14 protein-coding genes and 2 pseudogenes are annotated in these 17,596 nt (G+C 61.2%); 10 read left to right on the top strand and 6 right to left on the bottom strand.

What is annotated here, in order from left to right; translation table 11 throughout:
* Window positions 1–9: 9 nt before the first annotated feature.
* Together LMTR3_RS30440 and LMTR3_RS30435 are read right to left on the bottom strand one after the other, a co-directional pair.
* The gene (locus tag LMTR3_RS30440) at window positions 10–2,952 is read right to left on the bottom strand and encodes an FAD-binding and (Fe-S)-binding domain-containing protein (RefSeq protein ID WP_065748669.1); all 2,943 of its coding nucleotides are present in this window, start codon (window positions 2,950–2,952) and stop codon (window positions 10–12) included.
* Between the two features lie 97 nt (window positions 2,953–3,049).
* On the bottom strand, window positions 3,050–3,799 hold the full coding sequence (locus LMTR3_RS30435; RefSeq protein ID WP_065748668.1) for a GntR family transcriptional regulator: 750 nt from the start codon (window positions 3,797–3,799) through the stop codon (window positions 3,050–3,052).
* Window positions 3,800–3,933: 134 nt separating this feature from the next.
* On the opposite strand from LMTR3_RS30435, the gene LMTR3_RS30430 reads away from it, so the two are divergent.
* The 3 genes from LMTR3_RS30430 (at window position 3,934) to LMTR3_RS30420 (ending at window position 7,312) form a co-directional block, all read left to right on the top strand.
* Window positions 3,934–5,136: a pyridoxal-phosphate-dependent aminotransferase family protein gene (locus LMTR3_RS30430; protein WP_065748667.1), complete on the top strand. Its 1,203-nt coding sequence runs from the start codon at window positions 3,934–3,936 to the stop codon at window positions 5,134–5,136.
* Window positions 5,137–5,278: 142 nt separating this feature from the next.
* A complete protein-coding gene (locus LMTR3_RS30425; RefSeq protein WP_065748666.1) occupies window positions 5,279–6,478 on the top strand; it encodes a pyridoxal-phosphate-dependent aminotransferase family protein in 1,200 nt (399 codons plus the stop codon).
* Window positions 6,479–6,514: 36 nt separating this feature from the next.
* Window positions 6,515–7,312 (top strand): enoyl-CoA hydratase/isomerase family protein, encoded by a 798-nt coding sequence (locus LMTR3_RS30420; RefSeq protein ID WP_065748665.1) that lies wholly within the window; start codon window positions 6,515–6,517, stop codon window positions 7,310–7,312.
* 26 nt (window positions 7,313–7,338) lie between these two features.
* Here the strand turns inward: LMTR3_RS30420 and LMTR3_RS30415 are convergent, their stop codons facing one another.
* Together LMTR3_RS30415 and LMTR3_RS38755 are read right to left on the bottom strand one after the other, a co-directional pair.
* Window positions 7,339–7,668 (bottom strand): hypothetical protein, encoded by a 330-nt coding sequence (locus LMTR3_RS30415; RefSeq protein ID WP_065748664.1) that lies wholly within the window; start codon window positions 7,666–7,668, stop codon window positions 7,339–7,341.
* Between the two features lie 47 nt (window positions 7,669–7,715).
* The gene (locus tag LMTR3_RS38755) at window positions 7,716–8,087 is read right to left on the bottom strand and encodes a collagen-like domain-containing protein (RefSeq protein ID WP_084029911.1); all 372 of its coding nucleotides are present in this window, start codon (window positions 8,085–8,087) and stop codon (window positions 7,716–7,718) included.
* A gap of 307 nt (window positions 8,088–8,394) precedes the next feature.
* Between LMTR3_RS38755 and LMTR3_RS30405 the strand changes: the two genes are divergently transcribed.
* A complete protein-coding gene (locus tag LMTR3_RS30405) occupies window positions 8,395–9,372 on the top strand; it encodes a Bug family tripartite tricarboxylate transporter substrate binding protein (protein WP_502686686.1) in 978 nt (325 codons plus the stop codon).
* Window positions 9,373–9,377: 5 nt separating this feature from the next.
* On the opposite strand, the gene LMTR3_RS30400 is transcribed toward LMTR3_RS30405, so the two are convergent.
* On the bottom strand, window positions 9,378–10,028 hold the full coding sequence (locus LMTR3_RS30400; protein ID WP_065748661.1) for a class II aldolase/adducin family protein: 651 nt from the start codon (window positions 10,026–10,028) through the stop codon (window positions 9,378–9,380).
* Window positions 10,029–10,119: 91 nt separating this feature from the next.
* Here LMTR3_RS30400 and LMTR3_RS30395 point away from each other — a divergent pair, with 91 nt between their 5' ends.
* The 4 genes from LMTR3_RS30395 (at window position 10,120) to LMTR3_RS30380 (ending at window position 14,247) form a co-directional block, all read left to right on the top strand.
* Window positions 10,120–10,995, top strand: a complete 876-nt coding sequence (locus tag LMTR3_RS30395) for an S-methyl-5'-thioadenosine phosphorylase (RefSeq protein WP_065748660.1) — start codon at window positions 10,120–10,122, stop codon at window positions 10,993–10,995.
* The gene (gene mtnA, locus LMTR3_RS30390) at window positions 10,992–12,095 is read left to right on the top strand and encodes an S-methyl-5-thioribose-1-phosphate isomerase (RefSeq protein WP_065748659.1); all 1,104 of its coding nucleotides are present in this window, start codon (window positions 10,992–10,994) and stop codon (window positions 12,093–12,095) included. The genes LMTR3_RS30395 and mtnA overlap by 4 nt, the downstream gene beginning before the upstream one ends.
* A 61-nt stretch (window positions 12,096–12,156) precedes the next feature.
* Window positions 12,157–12,699, top strand: coding sequence for a tripartite tricarboxylate transporter TctB family protein (locus tag LMTR3_RS30385; RefSeq protein WP_065748658.1), 543 nt, complete (start codon window positions 12,157–12,159; stop codon window positions 12,697–12,699).
* A gap of 36 nt (window positions 12,700–12,735) precedes the next feature.
* Window positions 12,736–14,247 carry a tripartite tricarboxylate transporter permease gene (locus LMTR3_RS30380; RefSeq protein WP_065748657.1) on the top strand — a complete coding sequence of 504 codons (1,512 nt, stop codon included), beginning with the start codon at window positions 12,736–12,738 and terminating at the stop codon, window positions 14,245–14,247.
* A 393-nt stretch (window positions 14,248–14,640) separates the two neighbouring features.
* Here LMTR3_RS30380 and LMTR3_RS30375 read toward each other — a convergent pair whose 3' ends face one another.
* Window positions 14,641–16,221, bottom strand: coding sequence for a recombinase family protein (locus tag LMTR3_RS30375; protein WP_065748656.1), 1,581 nt, complete (start codon window positions 16,219–16,221; stop codon window positions 14,641–14,643).
* A 112-nt stretch (window positions 16,222–16,333) separates the two neighbouring features.
* Between LMTR3_RS30375 and LMTR3_RS40120 the strand changes: the two are divergent.
* Window positions 16,334–16,497, top strand: a pseudogene (locus LMTR3_RS40120) (tripartite tricarboxylate transporter permease); the annotation flags it as partial.
* A 762-nt stretch (window positions 16,498–17,259) separates the two neighbouring features.
* Window positions 17,260–17,596, top strand: a pseudogene (locus LMTR3_RS30370) (Ig-like domain-containing protein); the annotation flags it as partial.

Genomic DNA, 17,596 nt, shown 5'->3' with positions numbered 1-17,596 from the left:
CAGGCAGGATTAACGGTTGGATTGCGCGCTGTCGAGGCTCATCGCCAGTACGCGGGCGACGTGAAGCGCTGCACGGTTCGTGCCATCCTTGATCTGATGGCGGCATGACGTGCCGTCGGCAACGATCAGCGTGGCGGTATCGGCGCGGCGTACTGCCGGCAGCAGCGACAACTCAGCCATCTCCATCGAGGCCTGATAGGTGTCGGCGCCGTAGCCGAAGGCGCCAGCCATGCCGCAGCAACTGGACTCGATAGTTTCGACGCCGAGGTCGGGAATGAGACGCAGCACCTTCTCGACCGGCTTGAACGCGCCAAATGATTTTTGGTGGCAGTGGCCATGCACCAACGCTTTCGTCGGCATGGCGCCAAGCGGCAGCTTGAGGCGGCCGGCCTCCGCCTCGCGAACCAGAAATTCCTCGAACAGCAATGCGTGCGCGCTGATGCTCCTGGCGTCATCGTCCGTGCGTAATGAGAGCAATTCGTCGCGCAGCGTCAGCAGGCAACTCGGCTCCAGCCCGACGATTGGCACGTCGCGTGCAACGAATGGCGCATAGGTGGCGACCAGCCGGTTCAATTCGCTGCGCGCCTGATCGACCAGACCCGCCGAAAGGAACGTCCGCCCGCAACACAGCGGACGGTCACTGTCCGCGGGTTTTGGAATATGCACGCGATATCCGCCTTCAACCAAGACACGCAGCGCAGCGTCGAGATTTTCGCACTCATAGATGCGGTTAAAGGTATCGGCGAACAGCACGATCTCGCGGCCATCTGCCGGACCGAAGACCTCGGCTTCCGGCTTGAATACGTCGCGGCGGAATGCGGGCAGGGCGCGTTTCGCACTGATGCCGGCAAATTTCTCGAACAGCGTACGCAGCAATGGACTGTTGTTGCGCCAGTTGGCAAGCGGGGCAAAGCGGGCGGCGAGATCCGCATAACGCGGCAGATAGCCGACCAGCCGGTCGCGCAGGGAAAGGCCCTGTTTGGCCGCGCGTGCGGCCAGCACCTCGATCTTCATCTTGGCCATGTCCATGCCGGTCGGGCATTCATGACGGCAGGCCTTGCAGGACACGCAGAGTTTCAGCGTCTCCATCATTTCATCCGAAGCCAGCGCATCAGGACCCAACTGTCCCGAGATCGCCAGCCGCAGCGTGTTGGCGCGGCCTCGCGTGACGTCCTTCTCGTTGCGGGTCGCGCGATAGGACGGGCACATCACGCCGCCCTCGAGCTTCCGGCAGGCGCCGTTGTTGTTGCACATCTCGACTGCGCCCTGAAAGCCGCCGCCGGCGCCGGGATAAGCCGACCAGTCGAGCGCGGTCTTCAGTTCGGCAACGCGATAGTCCGGCCGATAACGGAACAGCGAACGGTCGTCCATCTTCGGCGGATCGACGATCTTGCCGGGATTGAGCAAATTGTCCGGGTCGAAGCGCTGCTTGACCTCCCTGAAATCGGCAACAATACGCGAGCCGAACGTCGCTTCGTGAAATTCGGAGCGAACCAGTCCGTCGCCATGCTCGCCGGAGTGCGAGCCCTTGTACTCGCGCACCATCTCGAATGTCTCTTCGGCGATGGCGCGCATCGCCTTGACGTCCTTCTCAAGCTTCAAATTGAGGACGGGCCGCACATGCAGGCAGCCTTCGGAAGCATGCGCATACATGGTGCCGCGCGTGCCGTGCTTGGCGAAGATGGTGTTGAGCCGCTCGGTGTAGTCGGCGAGGTGCGGCAGTGGCACGGCGCAGTCCTCGACGAAGGAGACCGGCTTGCCCTCCTGCTTCATCGACATCATCACGTTGAGGCCGGCGGCGCGGAAATCGGCGATGCCGGTCTGCAAGCCTGGCTCCGTGATCTCGACCACGCCGCCCCATTTGCGTTGCGGCCTGTCCCAGCCGAAGCCGAGATCGGCCATCAGTTCGCCGAGTTGCTTCAGCCGATGCAAATTCTCGGCCTGATCTTCCTCGGCGAACTCGACGACCAGCACCGCTTCGGGATCGCCGCGCACGGCCGTGGCGATGATCGGCTGGAACATCGCGATCTCGCGGCCGAGCGCGATCATGGTGCGATCAACCAGTTCCACGGCGATCGGCCGCAGTTTCACCAGATGTTGGGCGGCATCCATCGCCTCGTAGAAGCTGCCGAAATGGCAGACGCCGAGCACCTTGTTGCGGATCACAGGCCACAGCTTGAGCTCGACCTGCGTCGTGAAGGCCAGCGTGCCTTCGGAGCCGACCAACAGGTGCGCCATGTTGTTCGGCGCGTTGCGCGGCACTAGCGCATCAAGGTTGTAGCCGCCGACGCGGCGCTGCACCTTTGGAAAACGCTCGGATATCTCGGCGGCCTCGCGCTCGCCGAGATCGAGCATGTCGCGGAACAGCGCAAGCCCGCTCTGGGGCGAATTCACCCGCGCGAGATCCCGCGGCACCTCGCCGAAATGCAAAAGCGTGCCGTCGGCCAGCGCCGCATCCATCGACAGCGTGTTGTCGCGCATGGTGCCGTAACGCAGCGAACGGCCGCCGCAGGAATTGTTGCCGGCCATCCCGCCGATGGTGGCGCGGGAGGCGGTCGAGACGTCGACCGGAAACCAGAGCCCGTGCTTTTTGAGCTGGCGGTTGAGATCATCGAGCACGATTCCGGGCTCGACCACGCAGGTGCGGTTTTCTACATCGAGCGACAGGATGCGGTTCAGGTGTTTGGAGAAGTCGACGACGATCCCGTCGTTGACCGTCTGGCCGCACTGCGACGTCCCGCCGCCGCGCGGGGTGACGATCCGGCCCTCATCTCTCGCGATGGCAAGCGCCCGCAGCGCCTCGTCCATGGTCCGGGGCACCACCACGCCGAGCGGCAGGATCTGGTAGAAGGAGGCATCAGTTGCGTAGCGGCCGCGGTTGAAGGCGTCGAACAGGACATCGCCCGCCATGTTTGACCGCAAACGTCGCTCGATCGTTGAGGCGTTCTTCATCCCAAATCCAAAGTGATCCAAGAGGGGGCTACCCCTTCGACACGGTTATGCACTTTTTCATCGAATGAACTAGCTTATGAATTCATAATCGGCAAGGTTAGCCCTCCGCAGCCGTGGCTGCGGTGGCGTCCCGTGCTTCAGCCAAGTGCTCGATAGCGGCGGTCCGCTTGTTACGCAAATGCTGGAACAGGATGTCGCTCAGCTCGCTTCCGGCGCGGCGACGCAACGCATCCAGGATCGCTTCGTGCTCGCGCATGGCCTCCGCCCAGCGCTGCCGCTTGCGGGCGAAGTTGGCGGAGTAGCGGACACGGCGAATCCGGCCGGCGAAGTTGGCGTAAGCCGTGCGCAGGGTCTCGTTGCGAGCAGCGGTGACAATGCTCTCGTGGATGCGCTGGTTGATCTGAAAATAGCCGTGCATGTCGCGGTGCAGGTAATGGCCGTACATTTTGTAGTGCAGCCGCTCGATTTCCGCGATTTCCTCGTCGGTGATGGCCTCGCAGGCAAGGCGCCCGGCCAGGCTTTCCAGGCCGGCCATCACGTCGAAAAGCTCCTCCAGGTCGCGCTGGCTGAGCTGGCGTATCCGCGCGCCGCGGTTGGGCAGGAGCTCGATCAGACCCTCTGCGGCCAGAACTTTCAGCGCCTCGCGCAGCGGCGTTCTTGAAATGCCGAGCATTTCACAAAGCTGCCGCTCCGGAACCCGAGCGCCTTCTGGAATGTTTCCCTCAACGACATGGTCGCGAAGGCGCAACAAAATTTCCCCGTGCAGTGACGCTTCCTGCCGGTCGGTGCCGTTGTCGGACGCGGATTGGGCGATCGGCGCCTCAGCTTCGGGAATCATGGATTTCATTTGCATAACGGTAGTTTGCGAAATTTACGGCGTCGACGCTCTAGATCGAATTCTAAATTAGCATTGAAAAGATAAAAAATGAATGCAAAATGAGGCCGGCATTACCTAGAGATGAGGCCTGGTGGGAGGTTTTTATGCAGCAAGGACGGCATTTTCTTCAGATTCCGGGGCCGAGTCCGGTTCCGGATCGCGTTCTTCGCGCGATGGACATGCCTGTGATCGATCACCGCAGCGCCCAGTTCGCCGAACTCGGGCGGGCCGTGCTCGGCGGCAGTCAGAAGATTTTCCAGACCTCGGGACCGGTGGTGATCTTCCCGTCGTCGGGGACAGGGGCCTGGGAAGCCGCGATCGTCAACACGCTGTCGCCTGGCGACAAGGTTCTGATGGTGGAGACCGGCCATTTCGCGACCCTGTGGCGCCAGATGGCGGGACGTTGGGGAATTGACGTCGACTTCTTGCCCGGCGACTGGCGCCGTGGCGCAGATCCGGCGGTCATCGAGGAAAGGCTGGCGCGCGACACATCGCATGGGCTCAAGGCCGTGATGGTCGTCCACAACGAAACGTCGACTGGTGCGACCAGCCGGATCGGCGAAATCCGCGCCGCGATGGATCGGGTCGGTCATCCAGCCTTGCTGATGGTCGACACCATCTCCTCGCTGGGATCGGTCGAGTACCGGCACGACGAATGGAAGGTCGATGTCAGCGTTAGCTGCTCGCAGAAAGGGTTCATGTTGCCACCCGGTTTGGGGTTCAACGCGATCTCGGACAAGGCCCGCGCTGCAGCCAAGACCAACAAAATGCCGCGGTCGTATTGGGATTGGGAGGAAATGCTGAAGCCGAATGCGAATGGCTTCTTTCCCTATACCCCGGCGACCAACCTGCTCTACGGCCTGCGCGAGGCCATTGCGATGTTGCTTGAGGAGGGGCTCGACAAGGTCTTCGCGCGCCATCAGCGGCTCGCCGCGGCTACGCGTGCCGCCGTCAATCACTGGGGACTGGAGGTGCTCTGCCAGGAGCCAAAGGACTTTTCCCCGGTGCTCACCGCCGTGCTGATGCCGCCGGGGCATGACGCGGACCAGTTCCGCAAGGTGGTGCTCGACAACTTCAACATGTCGCTCGGCTCCGGACTGTCAAAGGTGGCAGGCAAGGTATTCCGCATCGGTCATCTCGGCGAATGCAACGAGCTGGTCTTGCTCGCTGCACTGACGGGCGTGGAGATGGGGCTGTCAGTCGCCGGCATTCCGTACCGGGCCGGCGGTATCGATGCCGCGATGAAGTATCTGGAGCAGCGTCCCCAAGGCAATTCCCCGGCGCATCTCAAGGTCGTCGGCACCTAGCCGGCAACTCGCGCCTGCCTGCGGACGCCGCTCCAGCCCTCCTTCCCACGCATTGACGTGCTGCGTCTGGCGGGCGACAAGCCCGCCAAATGGTGATATTCGAGCGGCTCGAAACGCCAAGGCAATACCGGGAAGGACGCCCATGACCGTGCATACTGGAAGGCATTTTCTGCAGATTCCGGGACCGACCAACGTGCCGGACCGGGTGCTGCGTGCCATGGATATGCCGACCATGGACCACCGGGGTCCCGAGTTTGCCGAGGTCGGATACGCTGCGCTGGCGGCCATGCAGCGGGTGTTTCGCACCAAACAGCCGGTGATCATCTACCCGTCGTCGGGGACCGGGGCCTGGGAGGCGGCTATCGTCAACACGCTGCAGCCGGGCGACAAGGTGCTGATGGCGGAGACCGGGCAATTTGCCGTGCTCTGGCGCGGCATCGCCGACAAGTTCAAGCTCGAGGTGGACTTCATTCCCGGTGACTGGCGTCATGGCGCAGACCTTGAGCAGATCGAGACGCGGCTGTCGGCCGACAAGGCGCACAAGATCAAGGCCGTGTGCGTGGTCCACAACGAGACTTCGACCGGCTGCGTCACCCATCCGCAGGACGTCCGCAAGATTCTCGACCGCGTCAACCATCCCGCGCTCCTGATGGTCGACACCATCTCCGGTCTGGGATCGCTGGAATATGAGCACGACGCCTGGGGCATCGACGTGTCGGTCGCCGGATCGCAAAAGGGGCTGATGCTGCCGCCGGGTCTCGGCTTCAACGCCATCTCGGAAAAGGCGCTCGCGGTGGCGAAGGCCAATCCCGCGATGCGCTCCTATTGGGACTGGCAGGAAGTCATCGCGATCAACAAGGCCGGCACCTGGCCCTACACGCCGGCAACGAACTTGCTGTTCGGGCTGCGCGAAGCGGTCAAGATGCTCGAGGAGGAGGGTCTCGAGAATGTCTTCGCCCGCCACAAGCGCCACAGCGCCGCGACGCGCGCGGCCATCAAGGTGTGGGGGCTGGAAACGCAATGTCAGGAGCAGGGCGCACATTCGCCTGCGCTGACCGGCGTCGTCATGCCGGAAGGCCATGACGCCGACAACTTCCGCAAGGTCGTGCTGGAAAACTTCGACATGTCGCTCGGCACCGGCCTGAACAAAATCAAGGGCAGGGTGTTCCGGATCGGCCATATCGGACACTTCAACGACCTCATGCTGATGGGCACGCTGTCGGGTGTCGAGATGGGTCTCGATCTCGCCAAGGTGCCGCATCGCGGCGGTGGCGTGCTGGCGGCGATGGAAGTGCTCAAGGGACGCGATGTCGTGGAGATGCCGAAGGCCGCCGTCGCCTGAGCCTGTTTGACCGAAACAAAAATAGAGAGAGCTGCGATGAACGCTCCGGTAGCTTCGACCGAAGACCTGATCTATTCCGTCGAGGACGGCATCGCCCGGCTGACGTTCAACCGTCCGCAGGCGCGCAACGCGCTGACCTTTGCCATGTACGAGCAGATGGCGGTGATCTGCGAGACCATCAACAATGATCGCTCGATCAAGGCGATGATCTTGACCGGCGCCGGCGACAAGGCGTTCGCATCGGGCACCGACATTTCGCAGTTCCGCGCCTTCAAGACTGCACAGGACGCGCTCGACTATGAGGCGCGGATCGACCGCGTGCTCGGTGCGCTGGAGGCCTGCCGGGTCCCGACGATCGCGGCGATTGCCGGCGCCTGCACTGGCGGCGGGGCTGGGATTGCGGCGTGCTGCGACATCCGCATCGGTACCGAGACAACGCGGATGGGTTTTCCCATCGCGCGTACGCTCGGCAATTGCCTGTCGATGTCCAATATCTCCAGGCTCGTTTCGCTGGTCGGCCCCGCGCGGACCAAGGACCTGATCTTCAAGGCGCGGCTGGTGGAAGCGCCGGAAGCGCTGGCGCTCGGGCTGCTCAATGAGGTCGTGCCCGATGTCGCAACGTTGCAGCGCCGCGCCGACGAGACTGCGAAACTCGTTGCGAGCCATGCGCCGATCACGCTCGAAGTGACCAAGGAAGCAGTGCGCCGCATCCGGCGGACATTGACGCGTGACGAGGGCGAGGACCTGATCCTGCGCGCCTATATGAGCGAGGACTTCCGCGAGGGAATGGACGCGTTCCTCAACAAGCGCTCGCCGAACTGGAAGGGCAAATAGGGTACCCAAGCGTTCAGAACCGCCCACTACGGTTTGGCGGCCTTTTTGGCCAATTCCATACCGAGGTCGAGCGCCGCGATACCTATTCTGTCTGAGGGCGTGGTGAGGCAACGTTGATCCATCCACGCGATGATCGCGTCGAAGTCGCCGCCACCCACCATGTCCCGCTCGCCGCTGATGTTGAGGCCGCTGATAAATCCAACCAGCCAGGATTCAAAGCTTCCTTTGACGACCGCATTCTTCTTGCGGTTGGTCCAAGCCGTGCAGGTTTGAGAGCCCGCGCCAATTATTGAGGAGCCGGCGTCCGCGGTGGCGGCAAGACAAGCCAGGAGAAAACCAATCGCGAACGCTTTCATGCTTTTTCGCCGACCATTATTCGTCGGATCGTAGCGCAACCGGGCGGCTACTTCTTGAAGCAAAGACCGACGGCCGGACCGGTGCCGCACTTGGCGCCGTCGGGGGCACCGCCTGACGGACAGAACACCGACACCAGGTTTTCATTGGCATCGCAGCCGACCTCGCCGCTGGCCTGAACCGACCTGATGGAAGTGCCAGCCGGTCCGGGATCGCCTTTCGGACCGGGCACACCCTGCGGTCCCTGTGGCCCTTGGGGACCCTGTTGCCCTTGAGCGCCGGGCACGCCTTGCAAGCCCTGTACGCCCTGCGGCCCGGCCGGTCCCTGTGGGCCGGTATCCCCTTTCGGTCCTGGATCCCGTCCGCACCCCGCGAGCGTCAGCGTCGCACCCATGAGGGCGGTCATCAAAATCCTTCTCATTCAGTCTCTCCTCCGGATGTTTTTTGTAGCGTGCATTAAACGGGCCCACTCGCCGCCGCACAACGGAAAAGCGGCGAGATTGAATTCGGCTGTTCGTCGTAGCCGCGGCCCTCCTGCCGGAAGGATTTGCACCTGATGCGAAAGTCATGATGCGAAAGTCATGATGCGAAAGTCATGGGCGGCACATTGCGGTGCAGCTTGAACTCTGATCGGTTCGCTCGCAAGATGTGGCAACCAGACAGATCTGATTTTCCAGGTCTTGTTTTCCAGGTCTTGCAAATACATAGGGAAGAAACCCGTGGGACAGATCCTCAAAGCCGCGGCCGTCTTGACGGCCCTGATCGCAACCACCCCTGCGTTTGCCGCTTGGGAGCCGACCAAGCCGGTGGAAATCGTGGTCGCGGCCGGCGCCGGCGGTGCCTCCGACCAGATGGCGCGGATGATGCAGGCGGCGATCCAAAAGAACAACCTGATGAAGCAGCCGATGGTTGTGTCGCTCAAGGGCGGGGCGTCCGGCGCCGAGGCGCTGATGTACATGAAATCCAGCGACGGCGATCCCAACAAGGTGCTGATCGCCTATTCCCTGATCTACATGCTGCCGCTGTCGGCCAAGATCCCGTTCAACTGGCGTGACCTGACGCCGGTGTCGGTGGTCGCGCTCGACCAGTTCGTGCTGTGGGACAATGCCGAGGGTCCGAAGACGGTGAAGGATTTCATCGCCGCCGCCAAGGCGGCGAGCTCGCCGTTCAAGATGGGCGGCACCGGCTCCAAGCGCGAGGACCATGTGTTGACGGTTTTCATGGAGCAGAAGACCGGCGCGAAGTTCTCCTATCTGCCCTACAAGTCCGGCGGCGAGGCGGCGACGCAGCTTGTCGGCAAGCACACCGAAGCCAATGTCAATAACCCGTCTGAAAACCTCGAAGTCTGGCGCGCCGGCCAGGTCCGCGCGCTGTGCGTGTTCGACAAGGAGCGCATTTCCTACAAAACCAAGGTCACGGAGACGCAATCCTGGAACGACGTCCCGACCTGCAAGGAGGAAGGGCTCGACGTGCAGTACCTGATGCTGCGCGCGATGTTCCTGCCCGGCAAGGTGACGCCGGAGCAGCAGGCGTTCTATGTCGACCTGTTCCAGAAGGTGACGCAGACGCCGGAATACAAGGAGTACATGGAGAAGCAGGCACTGAAGCCGATCTTCCTCACCGGCAAGGACATGCTGAAATTCCTCGAAGAGGACGACAAGCTGAATGCCTCGCTGATGAAGGAAGCCGGCTTCGTCGCGAAGTAGCGCGCTTACTCCTCCGCGTGGCCGTATCCGGCCATGCGGAGGCGGACTTTTTCGATTTCCGCACTTGACAGCAATGGCGGCGTGCCGATTTGCAGGCAGCCGTGATATTGCCGCGCCAGCGTTTCGACCTCGACCGCAAGCCACATCGCCTTTGCCAGCGACGGCCCGATCGCGATCATGCCGTGATGTTCGAGCAGGCAGGCCAGCCGTCCCTCCAGCGCGCGGACGGCGTGTTCGGAGAGCTCTTGGGTGCCGAAGGTCGCATACGGCGCGCAGCGTATGGTGTCGCCACCGGCGACGGCCACCATGTAGTGCACCGGCGGAATCTCCATGCCCATGATCGCCAGCATGGTCGAATAGGGCGGATGGGCGTGGACGATCGCCTGCACCTCCGGGCGGGCCTTGAGGATGTCGCGGTGAAATCGCCACTCGCTCGAAGGGCGCTGGGCGGGGTCGTGGTTGCCGTCGAGGTGCATATAGACGATCTGCTCGGGCTTCATCGCCTCGTAGGGCGTGCTGGTCGGCGTGATCAGCATGCCGTCGCCATGGCGCAGGCTGATATTGCCCGACGTCCCCTGGTTGATGCCGAGCGCAGTCATGCGCAGGCAGGCATCGATGATCGACTGGCGTTTTTCCCTGTCTTTCGTGGTCGGCATTTCGAACCCTCTTGCAGCCCGCGGACAATGCTTGAATATTGCGTCGCGGTATAGTCGAACATCTTGCGTGTAATCGTAAGTGGGAGAAGTCATGACGCGCGCCGTGCTTGGCATCATCGGTGGATCCGGCATCTACGACCTGCCGGGGCTGGAGGACGTCCGCGAGGAAACCATCGAGAGCCCTTGGGGCGAGCCGTCCGCGCCACTGATGCGCGGCATCGTCGCCGGGCTGCCGGTCGCGTTCCTGCCGCGCCATGGCAAGGGGCATGTGCTCTCGCCCTCCGACATCAACTACCGCGCCAATATCGACGTGCTGAAACGGGCAGGGGTCACCGACCTGGTTTCGCTGTCGGCCTGCGGCTCGTACAAGGAGGAACTGCCGCCCGGCACGTTTGTGCTGGTCGATCAGTTCGTCGACCGCACCTATCGCCGTGAGACTTCGTTTTTCGGCAAGGGCTGCGTCGCCCATGTTTCGATGGCCCATCCGGTTTCGCCGCGGCTGCACGTGCATCTGGCGGCAGCGGCCGAGGCTGAGGGGATCGCGGCGGTGCGGGGCGGTACCTATGTCTGCATGGAAGGGCCGCAGTTCTCCAGCCTCGCGGAGAGCCTGATATATAAGGCGCAGGGTCATTCGGTGATCGGCATGACCAACATGCCCGAGGCAAAACTCGCCCGTGAAGCCGAGATCTGCTACGCCAGCGTGGCGATGGTCACCGATTACGATTGCTGGCATCCTCATCATGAGGCGGTCACCGTGCAGGACATCATTCGCGTGCTGAACTCGAATGCCGGCAAGGCCAAGGCGCTGGTTGCGCGTCTCGCCCGGGATTTCCCGCGCGAGCATGAGCCGTGCCCGATCGGCTCGGACAAGGCGCTGGACACCGCCCTGATCACGGCGCCGGAAGCGCGCGATGCAGAATTGCTCGCCAAGCTCGATGCGGTGGCGGGGAGGGTGTTGAACTCATGAAGGTCGATGGCCGGCATTTTCGCAGCATCTGGCTTGAGGACGACGGCTGGACGGTCGGTGCGATCGACCAGCGGCGATTGCCGCATGAATTCGTGGTGGCGCATATTGCGAGCGCCGCGGACGCGACCGAGGCCATCCGCTCGATGCTGGTACGCGGCGCGCCGCTGATCGGCGCGACTGCGGCTTACGGCATGGCACTCGCCATGCGCACCGACGCTTCCGATGCGGCGCTCGATGGGGCCTATGCCATGCTGCTGGCCGCACGGCCGACGGCGATCAACCTGAAATGGGCGCTCGACGAGATGGCGCGCTTGCTTCGGCCGCTGCCAGCGTCGGAACGCGTCGCGGCGGCCTACCAGCGCGCCGGCGAAGTCGCCGATGAGGACGTCGCGATCAACCAGGGGATCGGCCGGCATGGCCTGGCGCTGATCGAACAGATCTCGGCAACGAAGCAGCTGGGCGAGCCGATCAATATCCTGACCCATTGCAACGCCGGCTGGCTCGCGACGGTGGACTGGGGCACGGCCACCGCGCCCATCTACCTTGCCCATGATAGCGGCCTGAAGGTCCATGTCTGGGTCGACGAGACCCGGCCGCGCAACCAGGGCGCTTCGCTGACTGCCTGGGAACTCGGGCACCACGGCGTGCCGCACACGGTGATCCCCGACAACACTGGCGGCCATCTGATGCAGCACCACATGGTCGATCTCGCGATCGTCGGCACCGACCGGGTGACGGCCAGTGGCGATGTCTGCAACAAGATCGGGACCTATCTGAAGGCGCTCGCCGCCCACGACAACGGCGTGCCGTTCTATGTTGCACTGCCGTCGCCCACCATCGATTTCAGCATCGACGACGGCATCAGGCAGATTCCGATCGAACAGCGCAGCACCGAGGAGGTGGCGACCATGACCGGCCGCACCGCCGACGGGCGTGTCGAGACCGTGCGCGTGGTTCCCGACGGCTCGCCGGTTGCCAATTACGCCTTCGACGTCACGCCGGCGCGGCTGGTGACGGGCTTGATCACAGAACGCGGTCTGCTGCGGCCCGATCGTGCTGCACTTGCGAGCGCATTCCCGGAGCGCAGCGCCGGACATTGACGCCGGCGACGTCGGCACGTATCCCCATTCAGGACTGTCGTACCGGGGGGGCCCCGTCTCCATGTCCAATACCGACATCGAAATCGTCGTCGAGGATCCGACCGCGCCGGAGGCGGACTCGCCTCAGATGGCGAGCGTTCGGGTGGTCGACGTGGTCGTCTGCCTTCTGCTTCTCGCGCTTGCGCTGACGCTCGGGTACGATAACTGGCGAACGGGCGCCGGCTGGGAATCCACCGGTCCGCAGCCCGGCTATTTTCCGTTCTACCTGTCGATCATCCTCGGTGGCGCCAGCCTCTACGGCCTGGTTGCGGCGTTCCTGTCGCGCCGGGAATCCTCCGAATCCTTCGTGACGCAAGCGCAGCTTCGCCGCGTGATGGCCGTGTTCGTGCCGACGGTTCTGTTCTGCCTCGCCACGCAATTCCTCGGGCTCTATGTCGCAAGCTTCCTTTTGATCTCCTGCTTCATGCGGCTGGTCGGCAAGATCGCATTGTGGAAGTCGCTGCTCACCGCCTTCGTGTTCACCGCTGCGATGTTCGTGACCTTCGACGTCGCCTTCGACGTCATCATGCCAAAGGGCCCGCTCGAAGCGGCGCTCGGCCGCTAACCGGTCGGTGGGACACACGCCATGGAAGCCCCGTAAATGGAAGCTTTGGGCCTCTTGATGCACGGCTTCGCCGTGCTGCTGACCTGGAAGACGCTGCTCCTGATGATGACCGGGCTGGTGCTCGGCATTTTCGTCGGCGTGCTGCCAGGCCTCGGCGGTCCGAACGGGGTTGCGATCCTGCTGCCGCTGACGTTTACGATGGACCCGACCTCGGCGATCGTGATGCTGTCCTGCATCTACTGGGGTGCGCTGTTCGGCGGCGCCATCACCTCGATCCTGTTCAACATTCCAGGCGAAGCCTGGTCGGTTGCGACCACCTTCGACGGTTACCCGATGGCACAGCAGGGCAGGGCGGCGGAAGCGCTGACCGCGGCCTTCACTTCGTCGTTCATCGGCTCGCTGGTCGCGGTGATGCTGATCACGTTTCTGGCGCCGATGATCTCGTCGTTCGCACTGAGATTTGGGCCACCCGAATTCTTCGCGGTGTATCTGCTCACCTTCTGCTCCTTTGTCGGGCTCGGCCGGGAGGCCAAGCACAAGACCGTCATTTCGATGTCGCTCGGTCTCTTGCTCGCGGGAATCGGTATGGACACCGTATCTGGCCAGTTGCGCATGACCTTCGATTCGGCGGAGTTGCTGCGCGGCGTCAACTTCCTGGTCGCGGTGATCGGTCTGTTCGGTATCAGCGAGATCCTGCTCACGATGGAGGAGCGGCTGGCGCTGCGCGGCCACGCCGCCGGCATCTCCTTGCGCGTCGTGCTGTCGGTCTGGAAGGACCTGCCGAAATACTGGGTGACGCTGTTCCGCTCGTCCTTCATCGGCTGCTGGCTCGGCATTACGCCGGGCGGCGCAATTGCTGCGTCCTTCATGGGCTATAACCTGGCCAAGCGCTTCTCCAAGGACCAGGACAGTTTTGGCAAGGGACGCATCGAGGGCGTGTTCGCGCCGGAGACTGCGGCGCATGCCTCCGGCACGGCGGCGCTGTTGCCGATGCTCGCGCTCGGCATCCCGGGGTCGGGCACCGCGGCAATCCTGCTCGGCGGTTTGATGGTGTGGGGGCTCAATCCCGGGCCGCTGCTGTTCGTCGAGCACAAGGATTTCGTCTGGGGGCTGATTGCATCGATGTATCTCGGCAATGTCGTCGGCCTCGTGCTGGTGCTGACGACGGTGCCGATTTTCGCATCCGTCTTGCGGGTGCCGTTTGCGGCGGTGGCGCCGATGATCGTGGTGTCCTGCGCGATCGGCGCCTATGCGATCCAGAACGCGATGTTCGACATCTGGCTGATGCTGGGCTTCGGCGTCGTCGGTTACGTCTTCAAGAAGATCGGCATTCCGCTCGCGCCGTTCACGCTGGCGCTGGTGCTCGGCAACCGCGCCGAGGATGCGTTCCGCCTCTCGATGATCGGTGCCGGCGGCGATTTGAAGGTGTTCTGGTCGAACGGCCTGGTCGGCTCGATCACGACACTGGCGATCGTGTTGCTGTTCTGGCCCGTCATCGACAAGGCGTTCGGCAGTGTCACGCGCATGTTGCGGCCGGCGAAGGCGTAGCAAGACGTATAGACGGCTTTCAGAACAGCATTCGCGATGGACTAGCAACGGGCGGCCACCATGCTTTTCGTTATTTCTGAAAATCAGAAATACCAATTGACTCGTCGGGCAAATCAGTGGTCTATAAGGCACCTTGGTTGCTTCCCAAGGAGATCCGCTTGATGTCCGATCACGATCACTCTTCTGATCTTGTCGCTCTATCAAAACTCAACGGCGACTTCCGAAGAAACTACGGCAAGGTGTTGGGTGCCTTCCTTTATCTCCGGTCAATCGCGGCCGTCCGTCCTCGGACCTACCTTGTAAGCGGACTTCTAGTGGCGTTAGCGACGGTTTGCCTAGCGCTATGGGAGAAAAAGCTAATATTTTGGCTTCAAGCGAAATGACGATTCAGGCTCATGACAGCCTTCCACGTAACGCACGCAACACGGACTTGAAGTTCTTATGACCGAATTCGCCGAAAACCCGATCTGAGATACGAAGCTTCTTGCGATCTTTGGTTAAAGGTAGGTTGGCCGTCGGAAGTAGGAAGTAATCCTGAATTTCAGTATTCGACTTGTCCATTCTGATGACCAAGGTGAGATCTGATCGGCAATACTTGATCTTCCTTACTTCCCAGCGTCGCGAGCGCCGGCCTGCTGGCGCACCATCGGCTACAGACCACGCGACGGCAATGACCATTGTGAAATTGCTTGAAGAGATCAAATTGAGTTCGGGCAGGAAGTTGGTGGTTTCGTCGATTGTTCGAAGGTGGGATACGATATCGTTTGCTGCCGCGCGAATGATCGCGTCAATTTTCGCCCCGGTCTCCGCGTAGTGATACTGTGGGGCCGGATCATAGCCAATCAGCTTGTAAGCGTTCATTAGTGAGCCAAACCGGCGCGGATAGGTAGCCCAACTTGGGCTGCCCTTTGAATTTTGCAGGATTATCGAGGAGAGCCGGCCTTTTCTTCGCCAGAGCCTCCTCAATTTGTTGAGAAGATCTTCATCACTAACTTTTCGGCCCCGATCCAATTTCAAGAGTGCCGACTGTGCCTTGTCAAAAAGCGCCTGCGAGACAATCGGTTTGAATGCACTGTCGTGCCGAATCCACATCTCACGCGGATTTTTGACAGACTTCTGCAGAAGTTTGCATGAGCGACGATTGAAGACGTTGTGGCCGAGGTATACCTCATTTCTCAACAGAACATTGATCGACTGCATCTGCCAAGGATGTCCTCGCGAATTATAAATCCCCCGTGCATTCAGTTCGTTCGCGATTTCTGTTCTTGTCTTCTTGCGAATGGCAAAGTCCCTGAATATGCGTCTAACAACCTCGATTTCGTGCTTCGGCCCGGGAACGAGGATGACGCGTTCGCTCCTGAAATGCTTCTGTTCTCCGGGTTTGAGCAAAGCGCGCCGTGCGCCTCTTTCATCGACGGCTTGCCGGCGGTAGCCGTAAGAGGCCGGCCCCCCGCGCCAGAACCCCAAAGTTACCCCATGACTCTGTGCGAGGAAGATTCGCTTTGAAAGTCTCCTGCTAAAGTTTGCAGCTTCAACGCGACTCACGCTCTTCAGAAGGATCGAGGCCAAGCTGCCATCATTCTCAAAATCCTCTTCGCAGTAGTGAACGGTGATGCCAGCTCGCTTGCAAATGAACTCGTAATAGGCGCTCTCATCTACATCTTGAAATCGTCCCCAGCGGCTGACATCGTACACCAGAATGCAATCAAAATCCGCGTGCCCGCTTTGAACATCCCGGATCAGAGCATTCAGACCGTCTCGGCCGGAAATCGTAAGGCCGCTGCGACCTTCGTCCGCATAGCTGCGCACGATTGAGAACCCACGCTGCGCGGCATAGGCAGCGATCACCGTTCGCTGGTTCTCTGGAGAGTACTTCTGGTTATCCGTTGACATGCGCACGTACTGCGCCGCGCGAAGCGCCTCCTGGACTTTTGCCAGTTGTGTATTGCTGCGGATAACGAGCGCATTGACCATGGATCAACGCTCCGGGAGCGCGGCAGCTAAAGACAGCCGCTTCCCTAGCTAGCAGTCTAGCACGCATCAGAAGCCCGGAGTAGAAGGAATGGAAGACTTAGAATTGGCTCGCGCGTTCCGCCAGTCGATGATCGGCGCCGGCGGCGATTTGAAGGTGTCTGGTCGAACGGCCTGGTCGGCTCGATCACGACACTGGCGATCGTGTTGCTGTTCTGGCCCGTCATCGACAAGGCGTTCGGCAGTGTCACGCGCATGTTGCGGCCGGCGAAGGCGTAAGCCGATTCGTTTTTGGAACAGTCTCAGAACACGACCTTTCGAATTTCTCGGCAAGGTTTGGCCGAGGTTCGCACAGTGCTTCTTACTCTAAACAGCAGAGGGAGCAGGAAATGTGCAGAGTTGTTGCCGAGGGGCAGAGAACGATGTTGGCGGCATCACCAGAACCTCACTCGACGGCAAATAATCCAATAACAGATTGAGCAACAAGCGCGCGATTCCAGGGGTGCTTATTAGATCTCTCGAAGGCTCAACTCGTTGAGGTCGCGTAGCAATTACAACTATATCGCGCGATTTAAATCACTCCCGCCATCGGGAATATATTATTTAAAATAAGAAAGATGTTGAAAGCGATATTTAATGTGGTGCGGTTATCGTGCGGCTCGTTGCTGGAAGCCGATCTGCAGATTTCCGTCGAGTGTAGCCTGATTGCAACAACGTAAAAAATACGGCGGGATCAGCCATTTAGTGGAGCACGTCGAGGTATGCTCCTCTGACTTGGGCAATGGCCTTAGCCAAGCCCCGATATGGTCTAAAAAAAGCCTCTGCCAATCGGCCAAGACGAATTCCTTGGCGCTGCGCAAGCTAAAGTCGCACTTGGGGTATCGTCTCCCGGAGTTTACGGAGGAAGGGCTTATTGAAGCTTCCCTCTACCCTGCATGCGGGGACCGGGAGAAATAGATGTCGCGTTTCAGTTGCCACCGCAATTCGAAGTTCGGTACGTGCCAGGGTCAAACTAGATCGAAGCTACTAGGAGAAAACTAGATGGCAGCCATCCCTCTGAGCTGGAACGACCCGTTGTTAAGCGGTGTTACAAGTTCGAGTTCGGTCACGCTTAGAGATGGCGGAACGCTTTCGTACAAGAGCATTACGGACACTGGCTCCACGGCGTCCGTTGTCGGTCTTGGCTCGTTCAGCCTCGACCATATGCGTATTAGCTCAAGGGAAGGTGTGCGCATTGGCGGTGACGGAGACGTCACCATCAGCAATTCGTACCTTGAATCGACGGGACAAGGGAGCGATCACGCCGATACTATTCAGATCTATGCCCCCGGCAGCACCGGGAATGTGACGATCACGAATACGACGATCGTCGCCCACA

This window comes from Bradyrhizobium sp. LMTR 3, assembly GCF_001693485.1.
In the GTDB taxonomy this organism is placed as follows: domain Bacteria; phylum Pseudomonadota; class Alphaproteobacteria; order Rhizobiales; family Xanthobacteraceae; genus Bradyrhizobium.
The sequence above is the reverse complement of the archived record's forward strand: the minus strand, read 5'-3'. Positions and strand labels throughout refer to the sequence as shown.

Bases quoted from the DNA above. Each gene is read 5' to 3' on its own strand.
- LMTR3_RS30440 (WP_065748669.1), bottom strand. From the start codon at position 2,952: ATGAAGAACGCCTCAACGATCGAGCGACGTTTGCGGTCAAACATGGCG.
- LMTR3_RS30435 (WP_065748668.1), bottom strand. From the start codon at position 3,799: ATGAAATCCATGATTCCCGAAGCTGAGGCGCCGATCGCCCAATCCGCG.
- LMTR3_RS30430 (WP_065748667.1), top strand. From the start codon at position 3,934: ATGCAGCAAGGACGGCATTTTCTTCAGATTCCGGGGCCGAGTCCGGTT.
- LMTR3_RS30425 (WP_065748666.1), top strand. From the start codon at position 5,279: ATGACCGTGCATACTGGAAGGCATTTTCTGCAGATTCCGGGACCGACC.
- LMTR3_RS30420 (WP_065748665.1), top strand. From the start codon at position 6,515: ATGAACGCTCCGGTAGCTTCGACCGAAGACCTGATCTATTCCGTCGAG.
- LMTR3_RS30415 (WP_065748664.1), bottom strand. From the start codon at position 7,668: ATGAAAGCGTTCGCGATTGGTTTTCTCCTGGCTTGTCTTGCCGCCACC.
- LMTR3_RS38755 (WP_084029911.1), bottom strand. From the start codon at position 8,087: ATGAGAAGGATTTTGATGACCGCCCTCATGGGTGCGACGCTGACGCTC.
- LMTR3_RS30400 (WP_065748661.1), bottom strand. From the start codon at position 10,028: ATGCCGACCACGAAAGACAGGGAAAAACGCCAGTCGATCATCGATGCC.
- LMTR3_RS30395 (WP_065748660.1), top strand. From the start codon at position 10,120: ATGACGCGCGCCGTGCTTGGCATCATCGGTGGATCCGGCATCTACGAC.
- mtnA (WP_065748659.1), top strand. From the start codon at position 10,992: ATGAAGGTCGATGGCCGGCATTTTCGCAGCATCTGGCTTGAGGACGAC.
- LMTR3_RS30385 (WP_065748658.1), top strand. From the start codon at position 12,157: ATGTCCAATACCGACATCGAAATCGTCGTCGAGGATCCGACCGCGCCG.
- LMTR3_RS30380 (WP_065748657.1), top strand. From the start codon at position 12,736: ATGGAAGCTTTGGGCCTCTTGATGCACGGCTTCGCCGTGCTGCTGACC.
- LMTR3_RS30375 (WP_065748656.1), bottom strand. From the start codon at position 16,221: ATGGTCAATGCGCTCGTTATCCGCAGCAATACACAACTGGCAAAAGTC.